At 62.1% G+C, this 23276-nt stretch carries 21 protein-coding genes, 2 pseudogenes and 1 riboswitch; of the genes and pseudogenes, 14 read left to right on the forward strand and 9 right to left on the reverse strand.

Annotation, left to right across the window (positions count from 1 at the left end; all coding sequences use genetic code 11):
• Positions 1-395: pseudogene (locus FLO80_RS23245) on the forward strand (hypothetical protein); the annotation flags it as partial.
• A gap of 53 nt (positions 396-448) precedes the next feature.
• Here FLO80_RS23245 and FLO80_RS16340 read toward each other — a convergent pair.
• The 5 genes from FLO80_RS16340 to FLO80_RS16360 all read right to left on the reverse strand — a co-directional run bounded on the left by FLO80_RS16340 (position 449) and on the right by FLO80_RS16360 (position 5356).
• The gene (locus FLO80_RS16340; RefSeq protein WP_111367802.1) at positions 449-1273 is read right to left on the reverse strand and encodes an ABC transporter permease; all 825 of its coding nucleotides are present in this window, start codon (positions 1271-1273) and stop codon (positions 449-451) included.
• Positions 1270-2070, reverse strand: coding sequence for an ABC transporter permease (locus FLO80_RS16345; protein ID WP_246156709.1), 801 nt, complete (start codon positions 2068-2070; stop codon positions 1270-1272). The genes FLO80_RS16340 and FLO80_RS16345 overlap by 4 nt, the downstream gene beginning before the upstream one ends.
• A gap of 81 nt (positions 2071-2151) precedes the next feature.
• A complete protein-coding gene (locus FLO80_RS16350; RefSeq protein WP_111367798.1) occupies positions 2152-3270 on the reverse strand; it encodes an ABC transporter substrate-binding protein in 1119 nt (372 codons plus the stop codon).
• A 27-nt stretch (positions 3271-3297) separates the two neighbouring features.
• Entirely contained in the window at positions 3298-4365 is a 1068-nt protein-coding gene (locus FLO80_RS16355) for an ABC transporter ATP-binding protein (protein ID WP_111367796.1), read from the reverse strand.
• A 100-nt stretch (positions 4366-4465) separates the two neighbouring features.
• The gene (locus FLO80_RS16360) at positions 4466-5356 is read right to left on the reverse strand and encodes a LysR substrate-binding domain-containing protein (protein WP_111367794.1); all 891 of its coding nucleotides are present in this window, start codon (positions 5354-5356) and stop codon (positions 4466-4468) included.
• Between the two features lie 150 nt (positions 5357-5506).
• Here FLO80_RS16360 and FLO80_RS16365 point away from each other — a divergent pair, with 150 nt between their 5' ends.
• The 3 genes from FLO80_RS16365 (at position 5507) to FLO80_RS23035 (ending at position 8533) form a co-directional block, all read left to right on the forward strand.
• A complete protein-coding gene (locus FLO80_RS16365) occupies positions 5507-7087 on the forward strand; it encodes a zinc-binding metallopeptidase family protein (RefSeq protein WP_246156710.1) in 1581 nt (526 codons plus the stop codon).
• A 19-nt stretch (positions 7088-7106) separates the two neighbouring features.
• Positions 7107-8024, forward strand: coding sequence for a dimethylarginine dimethylaminohydrolase family protein (locus tag FLO80_RS16370; protein ID WP_111367792.1), 918 nt, complete (start codon positions 7107-7109; stop codon positions 8022-8024).
• A 302-nt stretch (positions 8025-8326) separates the two neighbouring features.
• Positions 8327-8533, forward strand: a complete 207-nt coding sequence (locus FLO80_RS23035) for a hypothetical protein (protein ID WP_149187083.1) — start codon at positions 8327-8329, stop codon at positions 8531-8533.
• 100 nt (positions 8534-8633) lie between these two features.
• Here the strand turns inward: FLO80_RS23035 and FLO80_RS16380 are convergent.
• From FLO80_RS16380 to cobO, 3 genes and pseudogenes are all read right to left on the reverse strand, one after another.
• Positions 8634-9391, reverse strand: a pseudogene (locus FLO80_RS16380) (IS5 family transposase).
• A 354-nt stretch (positions 9392-9745) separates the two neighbouring features.
• Positions 9746-11194: a cobyric acid synthase gene (locus FLO80_RS16385; RefSeq protein WP_111367789.1), complete on the reverse strand. Its 1449-nt coding sequence runs from the start codon at positions 11192-11194 to the stop codon at positions 9746-9748.
• Positions 11195-11197: 3 nt separating this feature from the next.
• The gene (cobO, locus tag FLO80_RS16390; protein WP_111367842.1) at positions 11198-11809 is read right to left on the reverse strand and encodes a cob(I)yrinic acid a,c-diamide adenosyltransferase; all 612 of its coding nucleotides are present in this window, start codon (positions 11807-11809) and stop codon (positions 11198-11200) included.
• A 38-nt stretch (positions 11810-11847) separates the two neighbouring features.
• Positions 11848-12054, forward strand: a riboswitch (cobalamin riboswitch).
• A gap of 94 nt (positions 12055-12148) precedes the next feature.
• On the opposite strand from cobO, the gene FLO80_RS16395 reads away from it, so the two are divergent.
• The 7 genes from FLO80_RS16395 to cobJ are packed head-to-tail and all read left to right on the forward strand — an operon-like array spanning position 12149 to position 20182.
• A complete protein-coding gene (locus FLO80_RS16395) occupies positions 12149-12547 on the forward strand; it encodes a DUF1636 family protein (RefSeq protein WP_111367787.1) in 399 nt (132 codons plus the stop codon).
• Position 12548: 1 nt separating this feature from the next.
• Positions 12549-13604 (forward strand): cobalamin biosynthesis protein CobW, encoded by a 1056-nt coding sequence (gene cobW, locus FLO80_RS16400; protein WP_111367785.1) that lies wholly within the window; start codon positions 12549-12551, stop codon positions 13602-13604.
• Between the two features lie 14 nt (positions 13605-13618).
• Positions 13619-16918 carry a cobaltochelatase subunit CobN gene (cobN, locus tag FLO80_RS16405; RefSeq protein WP_111367783.1) on the forward strand — a complete coding sequence of 1100 codons (3300 nt, stop codon included), beginning with the start codon at positions 13619-13621 and terminating at the stop codon, positions 16916-16918.
• Entirely contained in the window at positions 16915-18063 is a 1149-nt protein-coding gene (locus FLO80_RS16410) for a ferredoxin-like domain-containing protein (protein ID WP_111367781.1), read from the forward strand. The genes cobN and FLO80_RS16410 overlap by 4 nt, the downstream gene beginning before the upstream one ends.
• Entirely contained in the window at positions 18064-18693 is a 630-nt protein-coding gene (locus tag FLO80_RS16415) for a precorrin-8X methylmutase (RefSeq protein ID WP_111367779.1), read from the forward strand. It abuts the gene before it with no gap.
• On the forward strand, positions 18690-19433 hold the full coding sequence (gene cobI, locus FLO80_RS16420) for a precorrin-2 C(20)-methyltransferase (protein ID WP_111367777.1): 744 nt from the start codon (positions 18690-18692) through the stop codon (positions 19431-19433). The genes FLO80_RS16415 and cobI overlap by 4 nt, the downstream gene beginning before the upstream one ends.
• A complete protein-coding gene (cobJ, locus tag FLO80_RS16425; protein ID WP_111367775.1) occupies positions 19430-20182 on the forward strand; it encodes a precorrin-3B C(17)-methyltransferase in 753 nt (250 codons plus the stop codon). Before cobI ends, cobJ begins: the two co-directional genes overlap by 4 nt.
• Here the strand turns inward: cobJ and FLO80_RS16430 are convergent.
• Positions 20155-20910 carry a cobalt-precorrin-6A reductase gene (locus FLO80_RS16430; protein WP_111367773.1) on the reverse strand — a complete coding sequence of 252 codons (756 nt, stop codon included), beginning with the start codon at positions 20908-20910 and terminating at the stop codon, positions 20155-20157. The genes cobJ and FLO80_RS16430 overlap by 28 nt on opposite strands.
• Here FLO80_RS16430 and cbiE point away from each other — a divergent pair.
• Genes cbiE through cobM form a run of 3 tightly spaced genes read left to right on the forward strand, consistent with a single transcriptional unit; the run spans position 20909 to position 23270 of the window.
• Entirely contained in the window at positions 20909-22105 is a 1197-nt protein-coding gene (cbiE, locus tag FLO80_RS16435; protein ID WP_111367771.1) for a precorrin-6y C5,15-methyltransferase (decarboxylating) subunit CbiE, read from the forward strand. The genes FLO80_RS16430 and cbiE overlap by 2 nt on opposite strands.
• Complete coding sequence (locus tag FLO80_RS16440; RefSeq protein WP_111367769.1) at positions 22102-22473, forward strand: cobalamin biosynthesis protein; 372 nt, start codon at positions 22102-22104, stop codon at positions 22471-22473. Before cbiE ends, FLO80_RS16440 begins: the two co-directional genes overlap by 4 nt.
• The gene (cobM, locus tag FLO80_RS16445; RefSeq protein WP_111367767.1) at positions 22470-23270 is read left to right on the forward strand and encodes a precorrin-4 C(11)-methyltransferase; all 801 of its coding nucleotides are present in this window, start codon (positions 22470-22472) and stop codon (positions 23268-23270) included. Before FLO80_RS16440 ends, cobM begins: the two co-directional genes overlap by 4 nt.
• Positions 23271-23276: the final 6 nt, after the last annotated feature.

Below are 23276 nucleotides of genomic sequence, written 5' to 3' on the forward strand. Positions count from 1 at the left end.
GCGCGAGGCGGACTTTCAAATATAAATCCACGACTAAAATCTCCCGCCCTCCCTGCAAACAGAAAGGGCCAAAGTGGCAACATTTTACGCTGCCCGCAGCGGGATTATCACGCCACTTCCGTGGCTCACTTTTGCACTGCCGTTCTCACATATTGCAACTCAAGGCCACGCCACTGGTTGCTACGATTACCGTGGTGGAGATCTATGCCGTATCCTCGCGCGTGCGGGCGGATACCTTCATCGTCTACGAGCCGCTCTTGCTACTCGCCGTGGCCTATTTGCTGGTGGCGGGAGTCATCACCCTGCTGTTCGGCCGCTGGGAGCGGCGCGGATCGGGCGCGGACCTGTCCCGCGCCACCACGCCCGCAGCCGAAAAAGCAGCCACGCAACCCTGAGGGGGCAAGGGCGAGAGGCCCCCTTCTTCGCGGTGGCGACTGGGCGGGCAGGTCTAGCCGTGTGGGGCAGCTCTGCGTTTCTTCATAAGCTTCTGTACCACCGTTTTACCCACAACGACGACGATGACGATCAGGATCAACACCACGGAAATGGCGGCTATGGCCGGGTCGATGTTATCGCGCAGCCCCTGCCACATGAGCCGCGGCAGGGTGACGGCATCGACGGAGGTGATGAAGATCGTGACGGCGATCTCCTCCCACGACAGCACGAAGGTCAGCAGAAACGCCGCGATCACGCCGAACTTAATGTTGGGCAGGATCACCTTGAATATCCGCGTTCCCAGCCCTGCGCCCATAGCCCGCGCGGCCAGATCCATGCGCCGGTCAACCTGGGCGAGCGAGACACTCACCAGCACCACGGCGAATGGCACGATCATCACGGAATGGGCCAGCGCCACGCCGAACATCGTGTCATAGGCCACGATGCCGTTGAAATTCGACAGGGTGATCAGAAAGAAATACAGCGTCAGCGCCGATACAACCGGCGGCGCCACCATTGGCAACAGCGCCAGCCCCATAAGTACCCCGGCGAAGCGGGGCCGGAACATCCATATCCCAAGACTGAAAAACGTGGCCAGCGCGGTAGAGAAAGCGGCGCTCAGCACTCCGATACGCAGCGACAGCCAGATGCCTTCGATCCATTCGCGATCTTCGATCAGCGTGCGATAATGACGCAGGGACAGTTCGCCCGTAGGAACCGAAAGAAACCTCTTGGGCGTAAACGACACCGGCACCACCGCCAGCAGCGGCATCAGCATGAAGATCGCGATCAGTACGGTCAGGATAACGGTCAGACGGCGGGGGCGCGAACTGATCATTTCTCAGCCCCGGGCCGGATCTGTTTCAACAGAAGGGACAGAAGCGCCGAAACGGCAAGCATCAGTATGACGCTGATCGCGGCGGCCAGCCCCCAGTCCGGGCTCTGGAATATGCGCAGGTAGATCAGCTCGGCCACCATGACGCTTCGACCACCACCAAGGATCGCAGGCGTGATGAAAAAGCCTATGGCAAACACAAACACAAGCAGTATCGCACCCAGAATGCCTGCCGCCGTCATCGGCACGAAGACCTGCAAGAACACGCGTGCGCGGCCCGCGCCCATGCCGCGCGCTGCCATCAGCACACGTTCGTCGACCATGCGCATGGCCGAGGCGAGCGGAAACACCGCGAAGGGAACCATGAAGTGGATCATGCCGACCGTGACCCCGAATTCGTTGCGCACAAGGCGCAGAGGATCGTCCAACAATCCGGCGGCTTCCAGCCATTTGTTGAGGATGCCACGATTTGACAACAGCGCCAGCCAGCCGAAGGCCCGGGTCAATACGGAAATCCAGAAGGGGATGAGGATGCATAATTCGGTTAACATGCGCACCAGCGGCGAGCCGCGCACCCAGAGCAATGCCAGGAAATAGGCCATTGCCACCGAAATCAGCGTGACAATCACGCAGATGCGCAGCGTGCGCCAGAAAACCGAGAGGACCAGCGGGTCAGCCAGCGCTGCCTTGTAGTTCTGCAGTCCCGGTTCGGGAAGTGTCACGCTCCACCCCACGACGCCGGCGAAGGGCAGCACATAGGCTAGCGACAGAAACGCCAGCAGCGGCGCCAAAAGGATCATGGGGCGGAAACGACGTGCCATTGGTAAACCTCGAAACGGCGTAAGATTGCTCCGGCCCACGGGCCGAAGCAGCGGCGGGTATTACGACGAGACGATACCCAGATAGGCATCGAGCGCCGCGCCGTAGTTCTCTTCGTACCAGGCGACGTCCAGCGGTACCTGCTTTTCAAAGTTTCCGGCAGCCACCGGGTTATAGCGGCGTTCATCCTCGGGGATCAGGTCATCCGTCTCGGGGTTGGCCGGACCCTGATAGAGCATGTCGAACATGACTCTCTGCCGCTCGGGCTCCTGGGCAGAGGCAATGAACTTCATAGCAGCCTCGGCGCCGCCGGGGTTGCCCTTGAGCACCGCCATCGCGCCGGGCGACAGAATACCGTCCTGCCATATGAAATTCACCTCACCGTCCGTGTCCTGTTCCAACAGCCGCGCGCGGGTAGACCAGATCAACGCCATTGAGGCCTCGCCGTCGAGCATCAGCGTTTGGCTCTCCGCCCCATTACCCCAGAAGCTGATCACATGCATCTTGAAGTCCTTCAGTTTGTTGTGGGCGCGTTCGATATCCAGTGGATACAGGTCCTCTTGCGCCACGCCGTCGCCCATAAGCAGCGCCTCCCACATGCCAGCGCCCCATTTGTACATGGCGCGCTTGCCCGGGAAGGTTTCCACATCGAAGAAATCGGCCATCGACGTCGGGGGGTTGTCCCCGAACTTCGTGGCGTCATAGGCGATGATATAGGAAAAGAAGTAGCTGGATGCCGAATATTCCCAGCCAAAGCCGTCACGCATCTTGGACTTGTCGACCACGTCATAGTCGATCGGTTCGATCATGCCCTGCTTGCCCAAGGCTTCGGCCGAAAACGCATCGGCGTCTACGATGTCCCAGGTGGGATTGCCACTTTCGAACTGCGCCTTGATCGCGCCTTCCGTCGGGCCCGAGCCGTCCTGGCGAACCCGAATGCCGTTCTCTGCCTCGAAAGGTTGACCGTATGCTTCATCATAGGCGTCGACCGCATCGCCACCCCAGCTTACAAAGACAAGCTGCCCGTCATCGGCCAGCGCCGGTGTCCCGCGAGCAAGCACCGTGGTGCCCAGCAGGGCGGCGCCGAGTTGGGCGAAGGTCCGGCGAGAAATTTTCCCTTTCCGCGCGTTCTCGGTCAGTATTTCAAGCTGGTCTTCCACGAAATGTTTAGTGTGATTCATTGCCTTGTCTCCCTTGTCGATGAGGCCCTACAAAAGAAACCCCTTCTGTTCAGGCCAAGTGGCCCAGATGTCGCTGCCGGGGGCCAAACCCTCCGGCAACTGATCGGTGGTGTGGTTCAACGTGAGGGCTGTGTTGTCGGGGCCTCGCAGATCAATGCGCGTCTCCGCACCCAGATAGGTCAGATCGGACACTGTTGCCCGGATCGCGTTGCCGGTTTCCGGCGGGGTCAATGTCAATGTCATGTATTCGGGCCGGACAGCGAGAGTCTGACCGTCCTCGCGACCTATGGCACGCAGGGCGCGTCCACCGAACTGACCGCGCAACATGACACCGTCGCGCACCGTGTCGGTGAGAGGCAACAGGTTGATATCGCCCAAAAACTCGGCCACGAAGCGGTTTTCCGGCCGCTCGTACGCCTCGCGCGGTGGAGCGATTTGCTGTAGCCGGCCCTGCTCGAAAATCGCAACACGCGACGACAGGGCTAGCGCCTCGGACTGATCATGGGTGACGAATACAAAGGTGGTGCCAGTCTCTCGGTGCAGGCGCCGCACTTCATCCTGCATCTGCCCTCGCAGGTTCTTGTCGAGCGCTGAAAACGGTTCGTCCAGCAGCATCACCGGCGGTTCGCTGGCCAGGGCACGTGCCAGCGCCACGCGCTGTTGCTGGCCGCCCGAAAGTGCATCGGGCCGCTTGCGCTGGTGTCCGTCGAGACCCACCATCTCGATGATCTCGGCCACCCGCGACTTGATCCGCGATGCACTCCATTTCTGCACCTTGAGAGGAAATATGATGTTCTGCTCGACAGTCATATGAGGAAACAGCGCATAGCCCTGGAAGACCATGCCAAAACCGCGCTTTTCGGCAGGCACATTAGTCATGTTGGCACCGTCGAGCGTCATCCGCCCACGACTGGGATCCTCGAATCCTGCCAACAACATGAGAAACGTGGTCTTACCCGAGCCGGAAGGCCCAAGAAGCGTCAGGAATTCGCCGCGCCCAACGGTCAGAGAGATATCGTGAAGCGCAGTGAAACCGCCAAAGTCCTTGCCGATGTTTTCGACGCCAATCTCGGCGGCACGGCTATTGATCGTCATCGGACCTCCCTCTTTGTAGAGTAAGCGTAGAGGCGGCTACCGGGCAGGTGCAATTGAAATCTTTTACCGAAATCGGCAAACAAAATTTGTCAAGGACAGCTTATCGCTCCCGCCCCACGATCGCGTCATGCACCCAGCGGCGGAAGGCAGAAGCAGGAGCTAGATCTTTATTCTGTGACGGGATGGCTAAGTAATAGGCGTTCTGCGATTTGATCTCGATATCCGTGACCCGGATCAGCTGGCCGCTTTCCATCGCGGCGGTGCAGATGAATTCGTCGCCCATGGACACGCCCTGACCCGCAAGCGTGGCGGCATAGACCAAGTTCATGTCGGCAAACACCGGCCCTCTGTTTGCCTCCTTCGGGAGCCTGCCCGCTGCGCTCATCCAGCGTTGCCAATCTTCGGTACTGCCCAGATGCAACAAATCAGCGCGCAGGATGTCGCCCGGCGATTGGATTCCGCCCAGCCGATTGGCAAGGCTGGGGCTCATCAGTGGTACAAAGGCCACCTCCCGCAACAATTCAACCTCGACACCTGCCATGTCACCGCTGCCAAAAGCTATAAAAACATCGACTTCCGGATTCGACACATCCTCCAGCCGTCTGGGGGTCACGATGCGAATATCCACATCCGGACAGGTGGCGCGGAAAGCACTGATGCGCGGAGCAAGCCAGAAAGCGGCGAAGCCGGGGGTGCAACTGACCGTCAACCGCCCCGACAACCCGCGTCCGGCATTGCGTGATGCCGAGCTTGAAATGGCTGACAACGCCGCACGCACATCCGTCGCATAATGACGCCCCTGCGCGGTCAACTCGATCCCGGTGCCGACACGGTTGAACAGGACAAAGCCCAGATCTCGTTCCAGCAAGCGCAGCTGATGACTAACTGCGCTACGCGTCAGGTTCAGCTCTTCCGCCGCCGCACGCACCGTTCCCTGCCGCGCGAAACACTCGAGAGCGCGCAGGGCCTGAGTCGAAGGAATGCGGGACATGGGTAAGTCTCCTTTGCTGCGACCTTACCTTATAGGGGATCGGGAGGAGGTCTAGCAGCTTGGTGAGCGAATTTTGCCAATGGCGGAAAAAGGTTTCACTATGACACGTCGCGTTTCGCTGGCTAACTGACGTCGAAGAAGGAGACCCACGTGACCTTGTCCGACGCACAGACCAAAGCCTTGGCCACCGTGGACGCCCGCATGCCCGAGCTGTCGGACTGGTGTGCCACGATATTTGATTTCGGCGAAACGGCGTGGCGCGAGTATCGCTCGGCGGAATGGTATGTGAACCGCCTGCGGGCAGAAGGCTTCACGGTCGAGGAAGGATCGGGTGGCATGCCCACCGCCTTCTGTGCCGAATGGTCGAATGGCGATGGCCCGGTGATCGGCATGTATGCCGAATACGATGCCATTCCTGGTAATTGCCAAGCAGCGGCCACGCAGCGGGCCCCGCGCGAGGGGCTGGGATTTCAGGCCGGGGGGCACACGGACCCCCATTCCGGACTTGGCATCGGGGCGCTTGGGGGGCTTCTGGCCACCAAGGCGGCGATGGAGGCACAAGGCATAAAGGGAGGTCTGCGCTTCACCGGCGAACCGGCCGAAAAGGTGCGCGGCTCGAAGCCGATCCATGCTGCCAAAGGCTATTATGACGGTCTGGCGGCGATGCTGTCATTCCACCCGTTTTACATGCTGCCGCTGTGCAATACCGTGCGATGGGACACTCATTGCGGTGCCGCCCATTCGATGGTCTATCGCTTCATCTGCGACGCGCCCGAATCCTGGGGAATGGGCGACGGTGCCCCGATCCCACAATCGCACTCCGCGATCCGCGCGCCAGGTGCCTCCGAGGCGCTGATCGCCATGTTCCAGATGTCGAAGGCGCTGCGCGATTCGATGTTACCTCATCAGGGCGGCTGGTCGATCTCCGAGGCGGTTCTGACCGCAGGTCAGGCGACGGCGGACAATCAACCGGCGGGCCTTGCGGAACTGCAGTATATGCTGCGTACTCCCGACGTGGAGATGGCCGAACAGGTGACGGCGGCGCTTGACCGCAACGCCGAAGCGGTGGCCGCCATGACCGGGTGCCGCTGGGAGCGGCACTGGGTCTGCAAGTCGCGCCCCGGCTTGGCCAATCACGCGATGGCAATGATCGTGTGGAACGCGATGCAGGTGGCGGGACCGCCGCAATGGGACGACGAGGCGGTACAGGTCGCGCAAGAAATCCAGTCGAACCTCGGGCTCGACCCCATGCCCGCCCCTTTCATCGACGAAATGAGCCGCCTGACCCATCCGCATGAAGCCGAAGCCATCCTGCGCCGCGATTTGCCTCCACGCCAAGCCAACAGCACGTCAGACGATTATACCGACATGAGTTGGCACACGCCCTTGGCCCGGTTCTACATTGCGCGCCCCGCGCTCAACCCCGCCGGGGCGCCCTATCCCAACTGGGTGATGAACGCCTTGGGCGGCATTCCGGCCACAATCGACCCGATGGTGCGCAGTGCCGCAAGGGTTCTGTCGCTGTCGGCGTTGCGCCTGCTGGAAGACAAGGCCGCCCGTGACGCGGCCTGGGCCGAATTCGAAGAACGCACGGGCGGCGGTGTAGGTGGCGATCGCTGGGTGGCTCCGCTTTGCGATTACGAGCCGCCAATTCATTTCCGCTGGCCGGAATACATCGAAACCCCGCGCGGGCGCAACTGGTGGATACCATCGACCATGCCCGGCGCGTGACCTGAGGAGAAAAAAGATCATGCTTGACAAGACCGCGAACGACTTCACCATACAGGCCCGTATCACGGGCGGTGGCACTGCGCCCATGCAGAACTGGCGCCTGCCGAACGAAACCGACCCGCTGAGCGACGTGCTACTCGGCTCGCCCGCGCATCTCAAGCACTTGGCGACATCGAGTCTGTCGAGGAAGCACCTACGCGAAGATCCCTGCGACATCCAGGTGGCGCAGGGCCAGCACGCAGAGATGGTTTCGGCTTATGAACATTTCGGCGTCACGGTGCACATGCACCGGCCCGAGCCGGAACTGCCGATGCAAGTCTATGCACGTGATTCCTCGGTGATGACGCCCTACGGCGCGATCATCACGGCCATGTCTCAGTGGTGGCGCCGGGGCGAAAACTACGCCGCCATCCGTACCTATGAAAGGCTCGGCATCCCGATCTACGATATGGTGACCGCCGGCACTTTCGAAGGCGGCGATTTCAACGTGATCGAGGAAGGCTGCGTGCTGATCGGCTGTGGTGGAGCGCGCACCAATGAGGCAGGTGCACGTCAGGTCGCGGGCTGGTTCGAGGACGAAGGCTGGGAGGTGAAGCTGGCCTTCATAGACGAATACTACGTTCACATCGACCTGATGGTTGTCCCCATCGCCGAAAAGCTTACTGCAGTCTGTACCGACTGCACCGACCCCTGGATCGTCGATTGGCTGAAGGGCAAAGGGCATGAAATCATTGATGTACCCTTCCGCGACACCATGAACCTTGGCTGTAACGTGATGAGCCTCGGCAACGGCCGGGTGATCGCACCGGAACGGTCGAAAACCCTGGTCGAAGCGCTGCGCGCACGCGGCTTCGAGGTGGCCGCCATCGACACGGCGGAAATCTCCAAGACCGGCGGCGGCATTCACTGCATGGCGCAATCCCTTCGCCGGGGCTGACAATTCCTTGGGTTTTGTATTTGCTGAATCGGATCAAGGAGGTATCTGATGCGAACCGGACCTGTGCCGATTGCACCGCGACGCGCCCTGTCCACGACTATCGAACCCATACCCTCGACACCCTTTGCAGTCGGTTTCGCACCAATGTGCCTCGCTATTGTCGGTGTGCCTGTGGTGCAAAATCCGATACCGTTTCTCAGGGACCGGTTTCGCCGTTCACGAAGCTCATTCCGGATAGGTCGACGCCGGGCTAGCAGCGTCCTGAGGCCGAGCGTGAGTCGGGCCATTCCCTTTAGGAGGCGGTGCAGATTTTAGAAACGCTTCTGCCTTGTGCACAGCAGTTCAACACCACGGTACGTAATCGCCTAGGTAAGGTTGCGCAAATGATAGCTGACGACGAACAAACCGAGATCAAGGCTGACGAAAAATGCGCCGTCGCCTCCATTGATCAGTATTCTGGACGGCACTCATATCCGGTGCTGATCGGAGTATCAAAGACGCCATCTTGATATCGTAGTTGGCAAGATCGAAGGCCTCAATAAGAGCCATCGCATTGGTCTGGTTCAACAGACCGCACGCTCCCCCGCTAGGGTCAGGACTCATTGAGTTTCAAAGCCAGTAGATGACGATGGCCGCGAGAGCAATAGCGGACAGGAAGACCTTGGGACAGCGATCATAGCGTGTCGCTACTCGTCGCCAATCCTTGAGTCTGCCGAACATGATCTCGATGCGGTTGCGCCGGTTGTAGCGGCGTTTGTCGTATTTGACAGTTGCCTTGCGCTGTTTCCGGCCCGGGGTGCAGGCGCGTATCCCCTTGTCTCTCAATGCGTCTTGGAACCAGTCGGCGTCATAGCCACGGTCCCCGAGCAGCCAGTCCTCGTCGAGCAAACTGCGCAGCAGAACCCGCGCGCCGCTGTAATCGCTGACCTGACCAGCAGTCATGAACAGGTTCAGGGGCCGGCCCTGGCTGTCGCAGATTGCGTGTAACTTGGTGTTCATGCCACCTTTGGTCCGCCCGATCAGGCGTCCACGCCCCCCTTTTTCGCGGCCAGGCGGGTCGCTGTTCGCTGTGCTTTCAGACAAGTTGCGTCGATCATCACCGTCTTCTCTTCACCGTGCTCCGCGGCAAGGCCTGCCATTATCTGCGCGAAGATGCCCTTATCGCTCCATCGCTTCCAGCGGTCGTAGAGCGTCTTGTGCGGGCCGTATTCCGCAGGCGCATCTCACCAACGTAAGCCATTGAGGTTGATGAAGATAATCCCGCTCAGCACCTTGCGGTCATCGACCTTTGGCTTGCCGTGGGACATCGGGGAATAGGGCTCCAAACGCGCCATCTGCGCATCGCTCAACCAGAAAAGATCAGACATGACACCGCTCCGTTTTCGGAGCCGTGAATCACGCAGCGTGTCTGAAATCAATGGGTCCTGAGCCTAGCAGGAGACCGATTTCCTCGGGTTGGGCCTGTCGAAACAGACGGGACAAGCGGTTGAGGTGATGCGCTTCTGTGGTTCCGTTTTTCAAAGGTCGTCTCGACGATTACAAGTACATCCATGGTCGTTTCCCTAACAATGAAACCACCATTATAGCTGAAGACCCCCAAGATTTGCCCACTCCCGTTTTGGGATAAGAGCGCAACATGGCAAAACCTTATGTCGAAACCTTGCCAGGTCACGCGTCACGCGCCCGCCAAGTTTCGAGACTGTCGCAGGGTCAGGTAGTGATCACTCTGCCAGTTTCAGAAGGCCATTCACATCTAGATGCGCTTCGAGGTGATCAGCAAGCGCGTCGAGCGTCGCCTCCACCGACGCATCATAGGACAAGCCCGACGCGGCTACACCCAACCCCGACAGCCATGCGCGGCGGAACCTGTCTTCGGAAAACAGCCCGTGCAGGTAACTGCCCGCGACACGCCCATCGACCGAAACAGCGCCTTCCGGTCGCCCGTCGACATACGCGAAGGGGCGCGAACGGTCTGGACCATCTGTCTGGCCAATATGAATCTCGTACCCCGAAACCGTCTGTCTAGTCGCCGCATGGACAGCCTCTATGCGAGTGAGGTGCTTGTCCCCACCCATCACTGTGGTGACGTTCAGCAGGCCCAGACCCGGCGTTCGGCGCGGTGGCCCTTCAATGCCTTCAGGATCGTCAACGCAATGACCAAGCATCTGGTACCCCCCGCAAATCCCCAACACGCGTCCACCGCGCCTATGGTGCGCCAGTAGATCGACGTCCCAGCCCTGCGCACGCAGAAAATCCAGATCACCGCAGGTGGATTTCGACCCGGGAAGGACCACCAGATCGGCATCCGCTGGAATTACCTCGCCCGGCCCCAACATCGTCACACGGCAGCCCGGTTCCTGCATGAGTGGGTCGAGATCGTCGAAATTCGCGATACGCGAAAGGCGCAGACAGACGATGTGGAAACCCTCGGCCCTAGCGGGCACTACGAAATCCAGCGCGTCCTCGGCGGGTAGGTGCCACGCATCAGGAAACCAGGGCACGACGCCATAGCCTCGCCAGCCAGTCTGCGCTTCGATCATCGCATAACCGTCATCAAACAGGCTCGGATCGCCTCGAAACTTGTTGATAACAAATCCGCTGATCCGCGCGCGGTCGGCCGCTGATAGCACTGCCTGTGTGCCCACGATCTGGGCAATGACGCCGCCCCGCTCGATGTCGCCGCAGAGCACCACCGGCACATCCGCGGCTTCGGCAAAGCCCATGTTGGCGATGTCATCTTGGCGAAGATTGATCTCCGCCGGGCTGCCTGCACCTTCAACGATCACCAGATCATGAGCGGCTTTCAAACGGGTAAAACTCTCCAGAACCGCATCCATAAGCTGCAGCTTGAGCCGGGCATAGTCGCGCGCGCGGGTCGATGTCAGCCGCTTGCCTTGAACGATGACCTGAGCGCCGGTGTCCGTCTCGGGCTTGAGCAGCACCGGGTTCATATCAGTGTGCGGCGCCAGCCCACAGGCCCGCGCCTGCAGCGCTTGGGCCCGCCCGATTTCGCGGCCTTCCTGCGCCACAGCGGCGTTGTTAGACATGTTCTGCGGCTTGAAGGGCGCAACGGATAAACCACGCCTGCGCACTGCACGGCACAACCCCGCGACAAGCATGGACTTGCCAACATTGCTTCCGGTGCCCTGGATCATCAGCGCGCGCGACATAGATCAGAACTCCACGCCAGCCTGCGCTTTGACGCCGTCACGGAATGGGTGCTTGACCAGCGTCATCTCTGTCACGAGATCAGCGGCCTCGACCAACTCGGGCTTGGCGTTGCGCCCGGTCAGGCAGACATGGGTCATGGCGGGTTTTTCGTTCAGCAGGAAATCAACCACTTCGTCGATGTCGAGGTAATCGTAGCGCAGCGCGATATTGATTTCGTCCAGCAGAACGAACTGAATCTGCGGATCGAGGATTTGTTCCCTGGCAATGCGCCACCCGTTTTGCGCCGCGGCGATGTCGCGCTCGCGATCCTGCGTTTCCCAGGTAAAGCCTTCGCCCGAGACGAAAAAACGGCACTCGTCAGCAAACCGTTCGCGCAGGAAGGTCTTTTCGCCGGTGTCCCAGTTGCCCTTGATGAACTGTACGACAGCGGCAGGCATGCCATGGGCGATACAGCGCATGATCATGCCAAAACCGGACGAGGATTTGCCCTTGCCCGATCCGGTATGCACCATGATCAGGCCCTTTTCTTCGGTCTTGGTTTCCATCATCTTGTTGCGCGCGGCTTTGATCTTGCGCATCTTCTCAGCATGGCGGACGTTTTCGTCATTGTTCATTTCGGCATCCTCGTTCTTGACAAGCGATTGGGATTCGGACCATCTGGCGCAGTGTTGGTGCCTGTGTAAACAGGTGAAAAGGGAATGTGCAGCCGGGATATGCCCGGTCAAGTACAGCCGCCCCCGCGACCGTGACCGGAGAAGGTTGCTCAGAGCCACTGGCAAATGCCGGGAAGGATGAGCCACCGCAGGGCAAAAGCCCGAAATCCGCAAGCCGGGAGACCTGCCAGCACGAACCGCGCGAAACCGGACGGGGTGTTCCGGTGACGGGATTGGACCTGTCAACATAGGGTCTGTTCCGCCATCTGACCCGCGTCCCATGACCATGGGACCGAGGAAATGGAAACGACGGCCAAGAGCCAACCGCAAACCGAACTGCTCGTCTGTGTCAAATGCAGACGGGGGCAAGAAATTCCCTCTGATGCGCGTCGGCCGGGGCAGGCGCTTTATGATGACCTCACCGGGTTGGACCGTCCCGAAGGCGTGCGCATCACCGCCGTCGAATGCCTGCAGAACTGCGATCACGGGTGCACCGTCGCGTTGCGGGGTGGCGATGCGAAATGGACGTATGTTTTCGGGCATGTCGACGAGGCGTCCCATCCAGAGATGATCCTTACCGGCGCAGCGCAATACCACAGCAGCGCCGATGGGGTTATTCCATGGCGCCAGCGCCCGGAACATTTCAAGCGCAACTGTATCGCCCGCATCCCACCTGTCGCTCTGCCTGAGGAGGCCTGACATGACCAATCTCGCAAAACTGCCCGTCACCGTAATCACCGGATTCCTTGGCTCGGGCAAAACCACGCTGATCTCGCATCTGATGCAGAACCCCGGCGGCAGGCGCCTAGCCGTGGTGGTCAACGAATTCGGAGATGTGGGCGTGGACGGGGAGATCCTGAAGGGTTGCGCCATCCCCGATTGCCCGGCAGAGAACATCATGGAACTGGCCAATGGCTGCATCTGTTGCACTGTCGCAGATGATTTCATCCCGACGATCGAAGCGCTTATGGCCCTTGATCCACGGCCCGATCACATCCTGATCGAGACCTCTGGTCTGGCTTTACCCAAGCCGCTCCTGAAGGCGTTCGATTGGCCGGACATACGTTCCAGGATCACGGTTGACGGCGTGATCGCGCTGGCCGATGCAGAGGCCGTGGCCGCAGGCCGCTTTGCTCCCAATGTTGCGGCGGTGGACGCCCAACGTCTGGCCGATGACAGCATCGACCACGACACCCCGCTTTCCGAGGTTTTCGAGGATCAGATTTCCTGCGCCGATATCATTCTGCTCACCAAGCCGGACCTGGCAGGCTCCGACGGTGTGGCCAAGGCACGCGAGATCATCGCCGCCGAGGCTCCCCGCCCGCTACCCGTTGTGGAAGTATCCGAGGGCGTGGTGGACCCACGCGTGATCCTAGGATTGGAGGCAGCCGCTGAAGATGACATGGACGCACGCCCCTCGCATCACGATGATCACGATGACCACGAGCATGACGATTTCGAATCCATCGTCGTGAACATCCCTGAAATCTCCGACCCGGTCGAGTTGGTGAAAGCGATCGAAACCCTTGCTAAAGAACACAATATCCTGCGCGTGAAAGGCTATGCCTCCGTCGTCGGCAAACCGATGCGCCTTTTGGTGCAGGCCGTTGGCGCGCGGGTGCGCCATCAGTATGACCGCCCATGGCAAGCAGACGAACCGCGCGCCAGTCGTCTGGTGGTGATCGCGGAGCACGACGACATCGACACAAAGGCCATCCGGTCCGTGTTGGCCCCCGCTGCCCAGGCTGCCGAGTAAGAAGGGCCGCCGCCATGCATGTCGTATTCCGTGAAAGCCACGGCCTGGAAGAGACAGACACGCCAACCGATCTGGGCCAGGACCCGGCGGATCTGGTGGTGCTGTCCTTTTCCGACAGTGACCTTGGCGCCTTTGCCGAGGGCTGGCGGCGCGGCGGCGGGCCACAAGGCAAGCTGCCGAGTCTGCGGCTGGCCAACCTTACGGCGCTGCGCCACCCGCTCTCCATCGACACCTACATTGAAAACACGCTTGTGGGGGCCAAGGGCATCCTGATCCGGCTGATCGGTGGGGTGTCTTACTGGGAATACGGTGTGCAGCAGGTGCTGGCGCTTGCACAACGCCAGGGCATGGCGGTCGCGGTACTGCCTGCAGATGGACGCGACGACAAGCGGCTGGATGCAGTCTCCACGCTGCCCATCTCCACGTTGCGGCGGCTCGCACATCTCTGTGACACAGGTGGCGCGGTGGCGGCACAAGCAGCTCTGGCACAGATGGCGCTGGCGACCGGGCTCTATGCTGCGCCGGTGCAGGGCAACAAGGCTTTACCCACGGTCGGCGCGTGGACACCAGAACATGGAGTGACCTGCCCACTTTCCGATATGCCCATGGCGCGCGCAGCCCGTGTGCTGATCGTCTTCTACCGCTCTTATCTGGTCGCGGCCGACCTTGCACCGATTGCCGAACTGGTCGCGGCGTTTCGCGCCGAAAACTACCACGTTCGCGCCCTGTTCGTGCCGTCGCTGAAAGCGGCCGATGCCAGCAGTTGGCTGGCCCGACAAATCCGAGCCTATGGGCCCCATGCCATCGTGAACGCCACCGCTTTCAGCGGTAAGGGCGCAGAGGGGCAGTCACCGCTGGATGCGGGCAGCGTGCCGGTATTCCAGGTGGCCCTTGCCACCTCCACACGGCAAGCCTGGGCCGAGGCGGAACGCGGGCTGTCCCCCGCGGATCTGGCGATGCACGTCGTACTGCCGGAGGTTGACGGGCGGATCATGGGAGGCGTGGTTTCTTTCAAGGAAGGAGGCACCCCAGATCCGGACCTGCAATTCGCCCGCTATGCCCATGCGGCGGATGCCGAGCGCATCGAAGCAGTCGTGGCCCGTGTGCGCGGCTGGGTGGATCTGGCCGCAAAGCCTGCGGCAGAACGGCGTATCGCGTTGATGCTCTCCACCTATCCGGGCAAGGACTGGAACATGGGCCACGCTGTTGGGCTGGACGCCCCCGCTTCGGCCCGCGCGATCCTCTCGGATCTGGCGCAGGCGGGCTATGACGTGCCGCCAGAAGCAAGCGATCTCGAAACCCGGCTGCTGGCGCGCGAGGTGAGCCTGCCTTTGGCGGATTACCGCGCATATTTGGACCAACTTCCCGAAACCCTGCGCGCGGATCTGCATACCGCGTGGGGCGCACCTGAAGACGATGACTGCGTCAGCGATGGCGCGTTCCGCTTTGCTGCAATTCGGTTGGGCAACTCGCTCGTCGCGCTGCAACCCGAACGCGGGACGCCAAGGCTGCGAGGCGACGAATACCACGACCTGTCGCGCATCCCGCGCCATGCCTACGTGGCCTTTTACCTATGGTTGCAGCAGGAGGTGGACGCGCTGGTGCATATTGGCGCACATGGCACACTGGAATGGCTGCCGGGCAAGTCCGTAGCTCTTTCCGGCGATTGCTGGCCCGAGGTACTGACAGGTGCGCTGCCGGTGATCTACCCGTTCATCGTTAATGACCCCGGCGAGGCTGCGCAGGCCAAGCGGCGCATCGGTGCGGTGACATTGGGCCATGTGCCTCCGCCGCTGCGTCAAAGCGATACGCCTGACAGGCTGGTCAGACTGGAGGCATTGCTCGATGAGTTTTCCAATGCCGACGGACTAGACCCGAAACGCCGGGACCGACTGCAATCCGACATCCGTCTGGAGGCACGGGCACTTGGGGTTGAAGATGACCTCGGCCTCGATCACGCCGCCTGCACCGCCGAGGCGATCACCCGGATCGACCGGTTCGTCTGCGACATCAAGGAAAGCCAGTTCGGCGAGGGCCTGCATATATGGGGTCGCGCGCCGCAAGAGGCCGGAGCGTTTGACATAACCCCCTCTGTTGCGGCGGAGCGGAGCTCGCTTCTGGCCGCACTGGACGGGCGGCGGATCGCGGCGGGGCCTTCCGGTTCGCCCTATCGCGGACGGCAGGACGTGCTGCCAACCGGGCGCAACCTCTTCACCACGGACCCGCGCGCCGTGCCCACACGTGCGGCCTATACGCAGGGCGTCAAACTCGCCGAAGAGCTGGTGCGACGGCACTTGCAGGAACAAGGCGACTGGCCACGCGGCCTGATCGTGGATCTGTGGGGCTCCGCCACCATGCGCACCGCAGGCGAGGAATTCGCCATGGCGCTTCACCTGCTCGGCGTCCGCCCTGTCTGGGACCAGGGCTCTGAACGCGTATCCGGGCTGCAGGTCTTGCCAATTGCAGAACTGGACCGCCCGCGCATTGACGTGACCCTGCGGGTCTCCGGCCTGTTTCGAGACGTGTTCCCCACGCTGTCGGCCCTCTTTGCCCAAGCCACCCGTACGCTGGCCGCCCGCGATGAGGCGCCCGACTGGAACCCCTATGCAGGCCAGACCCCCACCGCGCGTGTCTACGGGCCTGCACCGGGGAGCTTTGGCCTTGGCATGGGTGCGGTGCTGGACAACGTCACGCCAGAGACGCGCGTGCAGGCCGGTCAGGCCTGGCTTGATGCATCGGCCTGGGCGCTGGACGGCGATAGCACCATCCATGACATGCAAGGGTTGCGCGCGCGTGTGGCTCAAACCGACAGCTTCGTGCATTTACAGGATCTGCCGGAGACGGATCTGCTGCTGGCCTCCGACTACGCCGCGCATGAGGCAGGGTTTGCAGCGGCGCAAGACATCACAGGCGGACAGGCCACGCTTTACCACCTCGACAGCACCAACCCCGAGCAGCCGCGCGCGCGGCTGCTGCCAGAGGAGATCGCCCGCGTAGTACGAGCCCGCGCCGCCAATCCGCGCTGGATTGCGGGTATGCGCGCCCATGGCTTCCGGGGGGCTGCCGAGATTGCTGCAACACTCGACCACATGGCCAGCTTCGCTCAGCTTGCAAATGCAGTCGGCTCGCATCTTTTTGACACCTATCATGAGGCCACGCTAGGAGACCCGGAGACCGAGGCTTTCCTGCAAAAGGCTAACCCGGAGGCCCATGCCGCCATGCTCGACAAGTTCCGTGCACTGCATGAGGCCGGGCTGTGGCAGACGCGGCGTAATTCCATTCTGACCAGGCTTCAAGGGAACCTTGCGACATGACCGCCAAGCTCGCGCAATCGCCAATGGTGCAAGGCTGGTGCCCCGGGGCGCATCGCCCGATGATGTCCGGTGACGGGTTGGTGGTGCGGGTGCGCCCCTTCCGCGCGACGCTGTCGCCTCCGCAGGCGCGAGCGCTGTGTGATCTGGCGCGGCGCTATGGCAATGGCACGATCGACCTGACCACCCGCGCCAACCTACAAATCAGGGGGGTCGCGGAATCCGATCATCCCGCGTTGCTGCGCGCACTGGCAGGGCAGGACCTGCTCGATACCGACCCAGTTATGGAAGGGCGTCGCAACATCCTTATGGCGCCAGACTGGCAACAGGGCGGATTGACGGACAGGCTTCATACCATGCTGTTGGAGACTTTGCCCAAACTGCCGGTGCTGCCGGAAAAGATGGGTTACGCGCTGGACACCGGCGCCGAGGCACGGCTGACCAGAGGTGCGGCCGATTTCCGCTTTGAATTGGACACCGAAGGCCATTTGCTGCTGCGCGCCGATGGTGTGGCCAATGGCATACGCATCGACGAGACCAACGTGATGGCGGCGTTGACCGAGCTGTTGGCATGGTTCATCGAAACGGGCGGACAAGAGGCCGGGCGTATGGCGCGGCACCTGCGCAGCACGTCCCTGCCCAACGCATGGCAAGTGACTGCCCCGCGCGCACCTGCAAAACCGCTGGCACCTGGTCCGACAGACGACGGCCTGATCCTCGGCGTGCCGTTCGGCAGCATCTCGGCAGCTGCGATGGAGACCTTGATACAGGCCCCCGGCGTCGCAGATCTGCGTCTTATGATGGACCGTCTGCTCTGGCTGCGCGGGGCGCTTCCGCAAGCCCCCCCCGGCTTTATCACGACCCCCGGCAGCGCGCTGCTGACCACCCATGCTTGCCCCGGTGCGCCGTTCTGTCCCCGAGCGACGGTCGAGACACGCGCGCTGGCCGAGCGCCTGGCGGGGCAGGTTCCGGGCTCGTTGCATATCTCGGGCTGTACCAAGGGCTGTGCCCTGCCCCGCCGAGCCGATATCACCCTGACGGGGCGAGACGGGCGCTTTGATCTTGTCCGGAACGGTGCCCCGTGGGACGAGCCCGAAGCCACGGGACTGCGCCCCAATGACCTCAACGACCTGACCGGATACGCCTGAATGCCCTATGAATACGAAAAGGACGGTGCGCTTATCTACGCCGAGAGCTTTGCCACGATTCGTGCAGAGGCCAACCTGGCCCGATTCGACGCGGATGAAGAGCCGATCGCGGTGCGCATGATCCATGCCGCCGGGATGGTGGGACTGGAAGAGCATATTCGCTTTTCGCCCGGCTTCGCGCAGACGACCCGCACCGCGCTGGAGTCGGGCGCTCCGATCTTCTGCGACGCGCGAATGGTTTCCGAAGGCGTGACACGTACCCGTCTGCCTGCGGACAACGAAGTCATCTGCACGCTTCACACAGACGGCATCCACGGTCTCGCCCGCGAAATGGGCAACACGCGCTCCGCCGCTGCACTCGAATTCTGGCGACCAAAGCTCGAGGGCGCTCTGGTGGCCATCGGCAACGCCCCGACCGCGCTTTTCCATCTGCTCAACATGCTCGAAGCCCCTGATTGTCCACGCCCTGCGGCGATCATTGGCTGCCCAGTGGGCTTTGTCGGCGCGCACGAGAGCAAGGAGGCGCTCTGGGCCGCTCAGCCGGTACCGTGCTGTATCGTGGAAGGGCGCCTTGGCGGCAGCGCCATCACCGTAGCCGCTATCAATGCCATCGCGAGCCGCAAGGAATGAGCGCGGACATCAAAAAACAAGGCACGATCTGGGGCGTCGGCCTTGGTCCCGGCGATCCCGAATTGATGTCCGTCAAAGCAGACCGGCTCTTGCGGTCTGCCAGCCATGTTGCCTATTTCCGAAAGGCCGGGCGAGCGGGTCAGGCTCGGCGTATCCTTGAAGGGATGCTGCAGGACGGTGTCACAGAGATCGCCATGGAATACCCGGTGACCACGGAAATTCCGCTTGACGATCCGCTTTATAACCAGACGCTCTCTGCCTTTTACGAAGACAGCTCGGCCAAGCTGCGTGCCTTGTCTCTGGAGGGGCAGGATGTTGTTGTGGTCAGCGAAGGCGATCCATTCTTCTACGGATCATTCATGCATGTCTACACCCGCCTGAACGGCGATTGTCCAGTGCAGGTCATACCCGCCACCACCGGTATGAGCGCCGCCTGGACCGCGACCGGTTTACCCGTCACATGGGGCGATGATGTACTCAGCGTGCTCATGGGGACATTGCCGGAAGACACGCTGGTAGAGCACATGACCCGCGCGGATGCATTGGTCATCATGAAAATCGGCCGCAACCTCGAGACGGTCCGGCGCGCACTCCACCGTGCGGGCCGGTTTAACGCCGCCTGGCTTGTGGAAAATGCCGCCATGCCGAACCAGAGCGTGCAGAAACTCTCGGAAGCAGGGCAAAAGGTGACACCCTATTTCTCGATCATCGTGGTGCATGGCAACGGGAGGCGTCCGTGACAGGCTCGCTCGTCATCGCTGGACTTGGCCCGGGGGCGGAATCGCTCGTGACGCCTGAGGTCGGCGCGGCATTGGCGCAGGCCACGGATGTGGTGGGCTATATCCCTTACGTCGCCCGCGTATCAGAGCGGTCGGGGTTGACGCTGCACCCGTCCGACAACCGCATCGAGATTGACCGCTCCCGCCATGCATTGGAGATGGCCAGCGAAGGGCGGCAGGTGGTTGTCGTCTCTTCCGGCGATCCGGGCGTCTTTGCCATGGCCTCTGCGGTCTTTGAGACGGTAGAGGCCGGGCCTGCGGCGTGGCGCGATCTGGACATTCGCGTGCTGCCCGGCATTACCGCCATGCTGGCTGCGGCTGCCCGTGCGGGTGCGCCACTGGGTCATGATTTCTGCGCCATCAACCTCAGTGACAATCTCAAGCCATGGGCGCTCATCGAAAAACGGCTACGGCTGGCGGCGGAGGCGGATTTCGCAATGGCCTTCTATAATCCGCGGTCCAGGTCCCGGCCGGAGGGCTTCGCCAAGACATTGCAGATCCTGCAAGAAACTTGTGGCAATGCCCGGCCCATCATCTTCGCCCGCGCGGTATCGACACCAGAGGAAGAGATCCGCGTGGTGCCCCTCGTGGACTGCACGCCCGAAATGGCCGACATGCGCACCATGGTGTTGGTAGGCTCGTCGACCACCCGGATCATCGAGCGTAACGGCACGCCGATTGTCTATACTCCCAGATCGGTGGAAACATGACCCAGCCAGCGCATCACATTGGCGACAGAATGCGCCTCCGCGCGCTCCGGAATGGTGGGGCGGTCGATCATCAGAACCGGCAGGCCAAGCTCGCGCGCAGCAAGGATCTTGGCCTGTGCGCCGGTGCCGCCCGCGTTCTTCGAGACAACCAGGTCGATGCGATGCTCGACCATAAGCGCGCGGTCCCCCTCCAGCGTAAAGGGACCACGGTCCACGATCACCTGTGCGTCGGGAAAGCCCAAGGGCACTTTGGGTGGGTCCACCAGTCTCAGCAGGTAGGCGTGCTGCGGATTGGCTGTGAAGTCGTGCAAATGCATGCGCCCCACGGCCAGCATGACATGTTTCGGAGAGCAATCCAGCGCGGCAACCGCGCCCGCGATGTCCGGGACATGGGTCCAGCGGTCTCCGGGCTCCGCCGACCACGGCGCGCGCGTCAGCGCGATGAGTGGAACGCCGATCCGTTCGCAGGCAGCAATGGCATTGCAGCTCATCTGCACGGCAAAGGGATGGGTCGCGTCAATCACGTGCGTGATACCGTTATCCCGCAGATAGCGTTCCAACCCCTCTGCGCCGCCAAATCCGCCCATGCGCATGGGCAATGCCTGCGACGCGGGCCGCTCCACGCGTCCTGCCAGCGAGACGATGCCGGAGAGCCCTGCCCCGGCCACCGCGTGGCACAGGCTTCGGCCCTCGGTCGTACCGCCAAGAATGAGGAGGTTTGGGCGCATGTCTGACACTCCGTGGCTGACCGTGATCGGTCTGGGCGAAGATGGACCGGACGAGTTGTGCAGCGCAAGCCGTAACGCGCTGGAGCAAGCCAGTTGCGTCATGGGATCAGAGCGGCACCTTTCGTTGCTCTCCGATGCAAAGGCCGAACAGATCGTTTGGCCTGTGCCGTTTTCCGCCGGCATCGAACAACTGATGACGCGGCGCGGGCAGCCGACGGTGGTGCTGGCCTCGGGGGACCCGTTCTGGTTCGGCGCGGGCACAACGCTGGCCAAACGCTTGACGCGCGGCGAATGGTGCGCGTTTCCGGGTAGGTCCACCTTTTCCCTTGCCGCCGCGCGCCTGGGCTGGCCACTGGAACACACGCTTTGCCTTGGTCTGCATGCTGCACCACTGACGCGGCTCCGCCCGCATCTGGCGCCGAAGCGGCGGATCATTACGACGCTGCGAGACGGGGATGCTGTCGCAGCGCTTGGTCGTTACCTGCAAAGCTGCGGCTTTGGCGCGTCTCCCTGCACGGTACTCGAGGCAATCGGCGGTCCGCGCGAGCGGGTAACCGAGGCCAGGGCCGAAGCACTCATGGATCACGGCTTTGCCCATCCCGTCTGTGTTGGCGTTGAGGTGTCGGGCGAGGGCGACGCCCTGCCTCTCACGTCTGGTCGCGCCGATGACTGGTTCGAGCATGACGGCCAGATCACCAAACGGCCGGTGCGTGCTCTGACCCTTGCAGCCTTGGCGCCCCGCCCCTTCGAGCATCTTTGGGATATCGGCGGTGGTTCCGGCTCCATAGGGATCGAATGGTTGCTATCAGACCCGTCCTTGCAAGCCACCGCCATCGAGCCGCGCACCGACCGTGTCGAACGCATCCGTGTCAATGCCTCCAAGCTCGGCGTTGACCGCTTGAAGGTCCTGCATGGCACTGCACCCGGGGCGCTGCGCGGCCTGCCAACGCCGGATGCTGTGTTCGTGGGCGGCGGGCTCTCTCCGGATCTGCTCTCGTATCTGGAAAGTCTAGCCACGGGCACGCGGCTTGTGGCCAATGCCGTAACACTGGAAACCGAAGTCCTGCTGACACAGGCACATGCCCGTCTGGGTGGCGAGTTGATGCGAATCGAGATCTCCGATATCGCGCCCATTGGCCCCAAACGCGGCTGGCGCGCTGCCTATCCCATCACGCAATGGACCCATGTTCTATGATTGTGGCGGGGTTTGGATTTTCCACGCGCGGGACAACAGAGAGCCTGCGCAACGCGTTGCAGCGAGCCTGCGCCGCCGCTCGGATACCTGCTCCACAGGCTCTGACCACAGTCGAAGATAAAGCGGCAATGCTTGCCCCCCTGGCGCAGGAACTGGGCCTGCCCCTACATCCGATTTCACAAGAGATGCTTGCCTCTCAGGCCACGCCAACACAATCCTCGCGCGTTGCGGCAGAGCGCGGCACGGGCTCCGTCGCGGAAGCCACGGCGCTCGCAGTGGCCGGGCCGGGGTCTCGCCTGCTGACACCACGCATTCACGCACAAGACCGCCTAGCCAGTTGTGCCCTAGCCGAAGGAACCCCCAGATGACCGTTCATTTCATCGGCGCCGGACCCGGCGCACCGGACCTGATCACCCTGCGAGGTCGGGATATCATCGCGCGCTGCGAGGTCTGTCTCTATGCTGGCTCGTTGGTGCCACAGGTCCTTCTGGAGCATTGCCCCGAAGGCGCGCGCGTTGTGAACACCGCGCCCTTGGACCTCGATCAGATCATTGCCGAAATCCGCCGCGCGCATGAGGCCGGTCAGGATGTGGCCCGGCTGCATTCCGGGGATCTGTCCGTCTGGTCCGCCATGGGCGAGCAGATGCGCAGACTGCGTGCAGAGAGCATTCCCGTCTCCGTCACACCCGGTGTGCCCGCCTTTGCTGCCGCCGCCGCCGCGCTTGGCGCAGAGTTGACCTTGCCGGGACTGGCGCAATCTGTGGTGCTGACGCGCACCTCCGGGCGGGCCTCAACCATGCCGGAAGGCGAAACGCTGGCCAATTTCGCTGCGACGGGCGCGACACTGGCCATTCATCTGTCCATTCAGAATATCGCCAAGGTCGTGGAGGAACTGGCCCCCGCCTATGGCGCGGACTGCCCGGTTGCGGTGGTATACCGCGCCAGTTGGCCGGATGAAGCAATCCTGCGTGGCACGCTGTCGGATATCGCGGGCAGGCTTACGGACAACATCCAACGGACCGCGCTGATCCTCGTGGGGCCCGCGCTGTCCGGGGAAGGGTTTGACGAAAGCTGCCTCTATGCGGTGGACTATGATCGCCGCTACCGCCCCCAGAGGGCAGACAGCCCGTGGGCCAACTGCACGGAGGAGCCCGAGAATGGGTAATCTCGC

Source organism: Aquicoccus porphyridii (genome assembly GCF_008369105.1).
Classification (GTDB): Bacteria; Pseudomonadota; Alphaproteobacteria; order Rhodobacterales; family Rhodobacteraceae; genus Aquicoccus; species Aquicoccus porphyridii.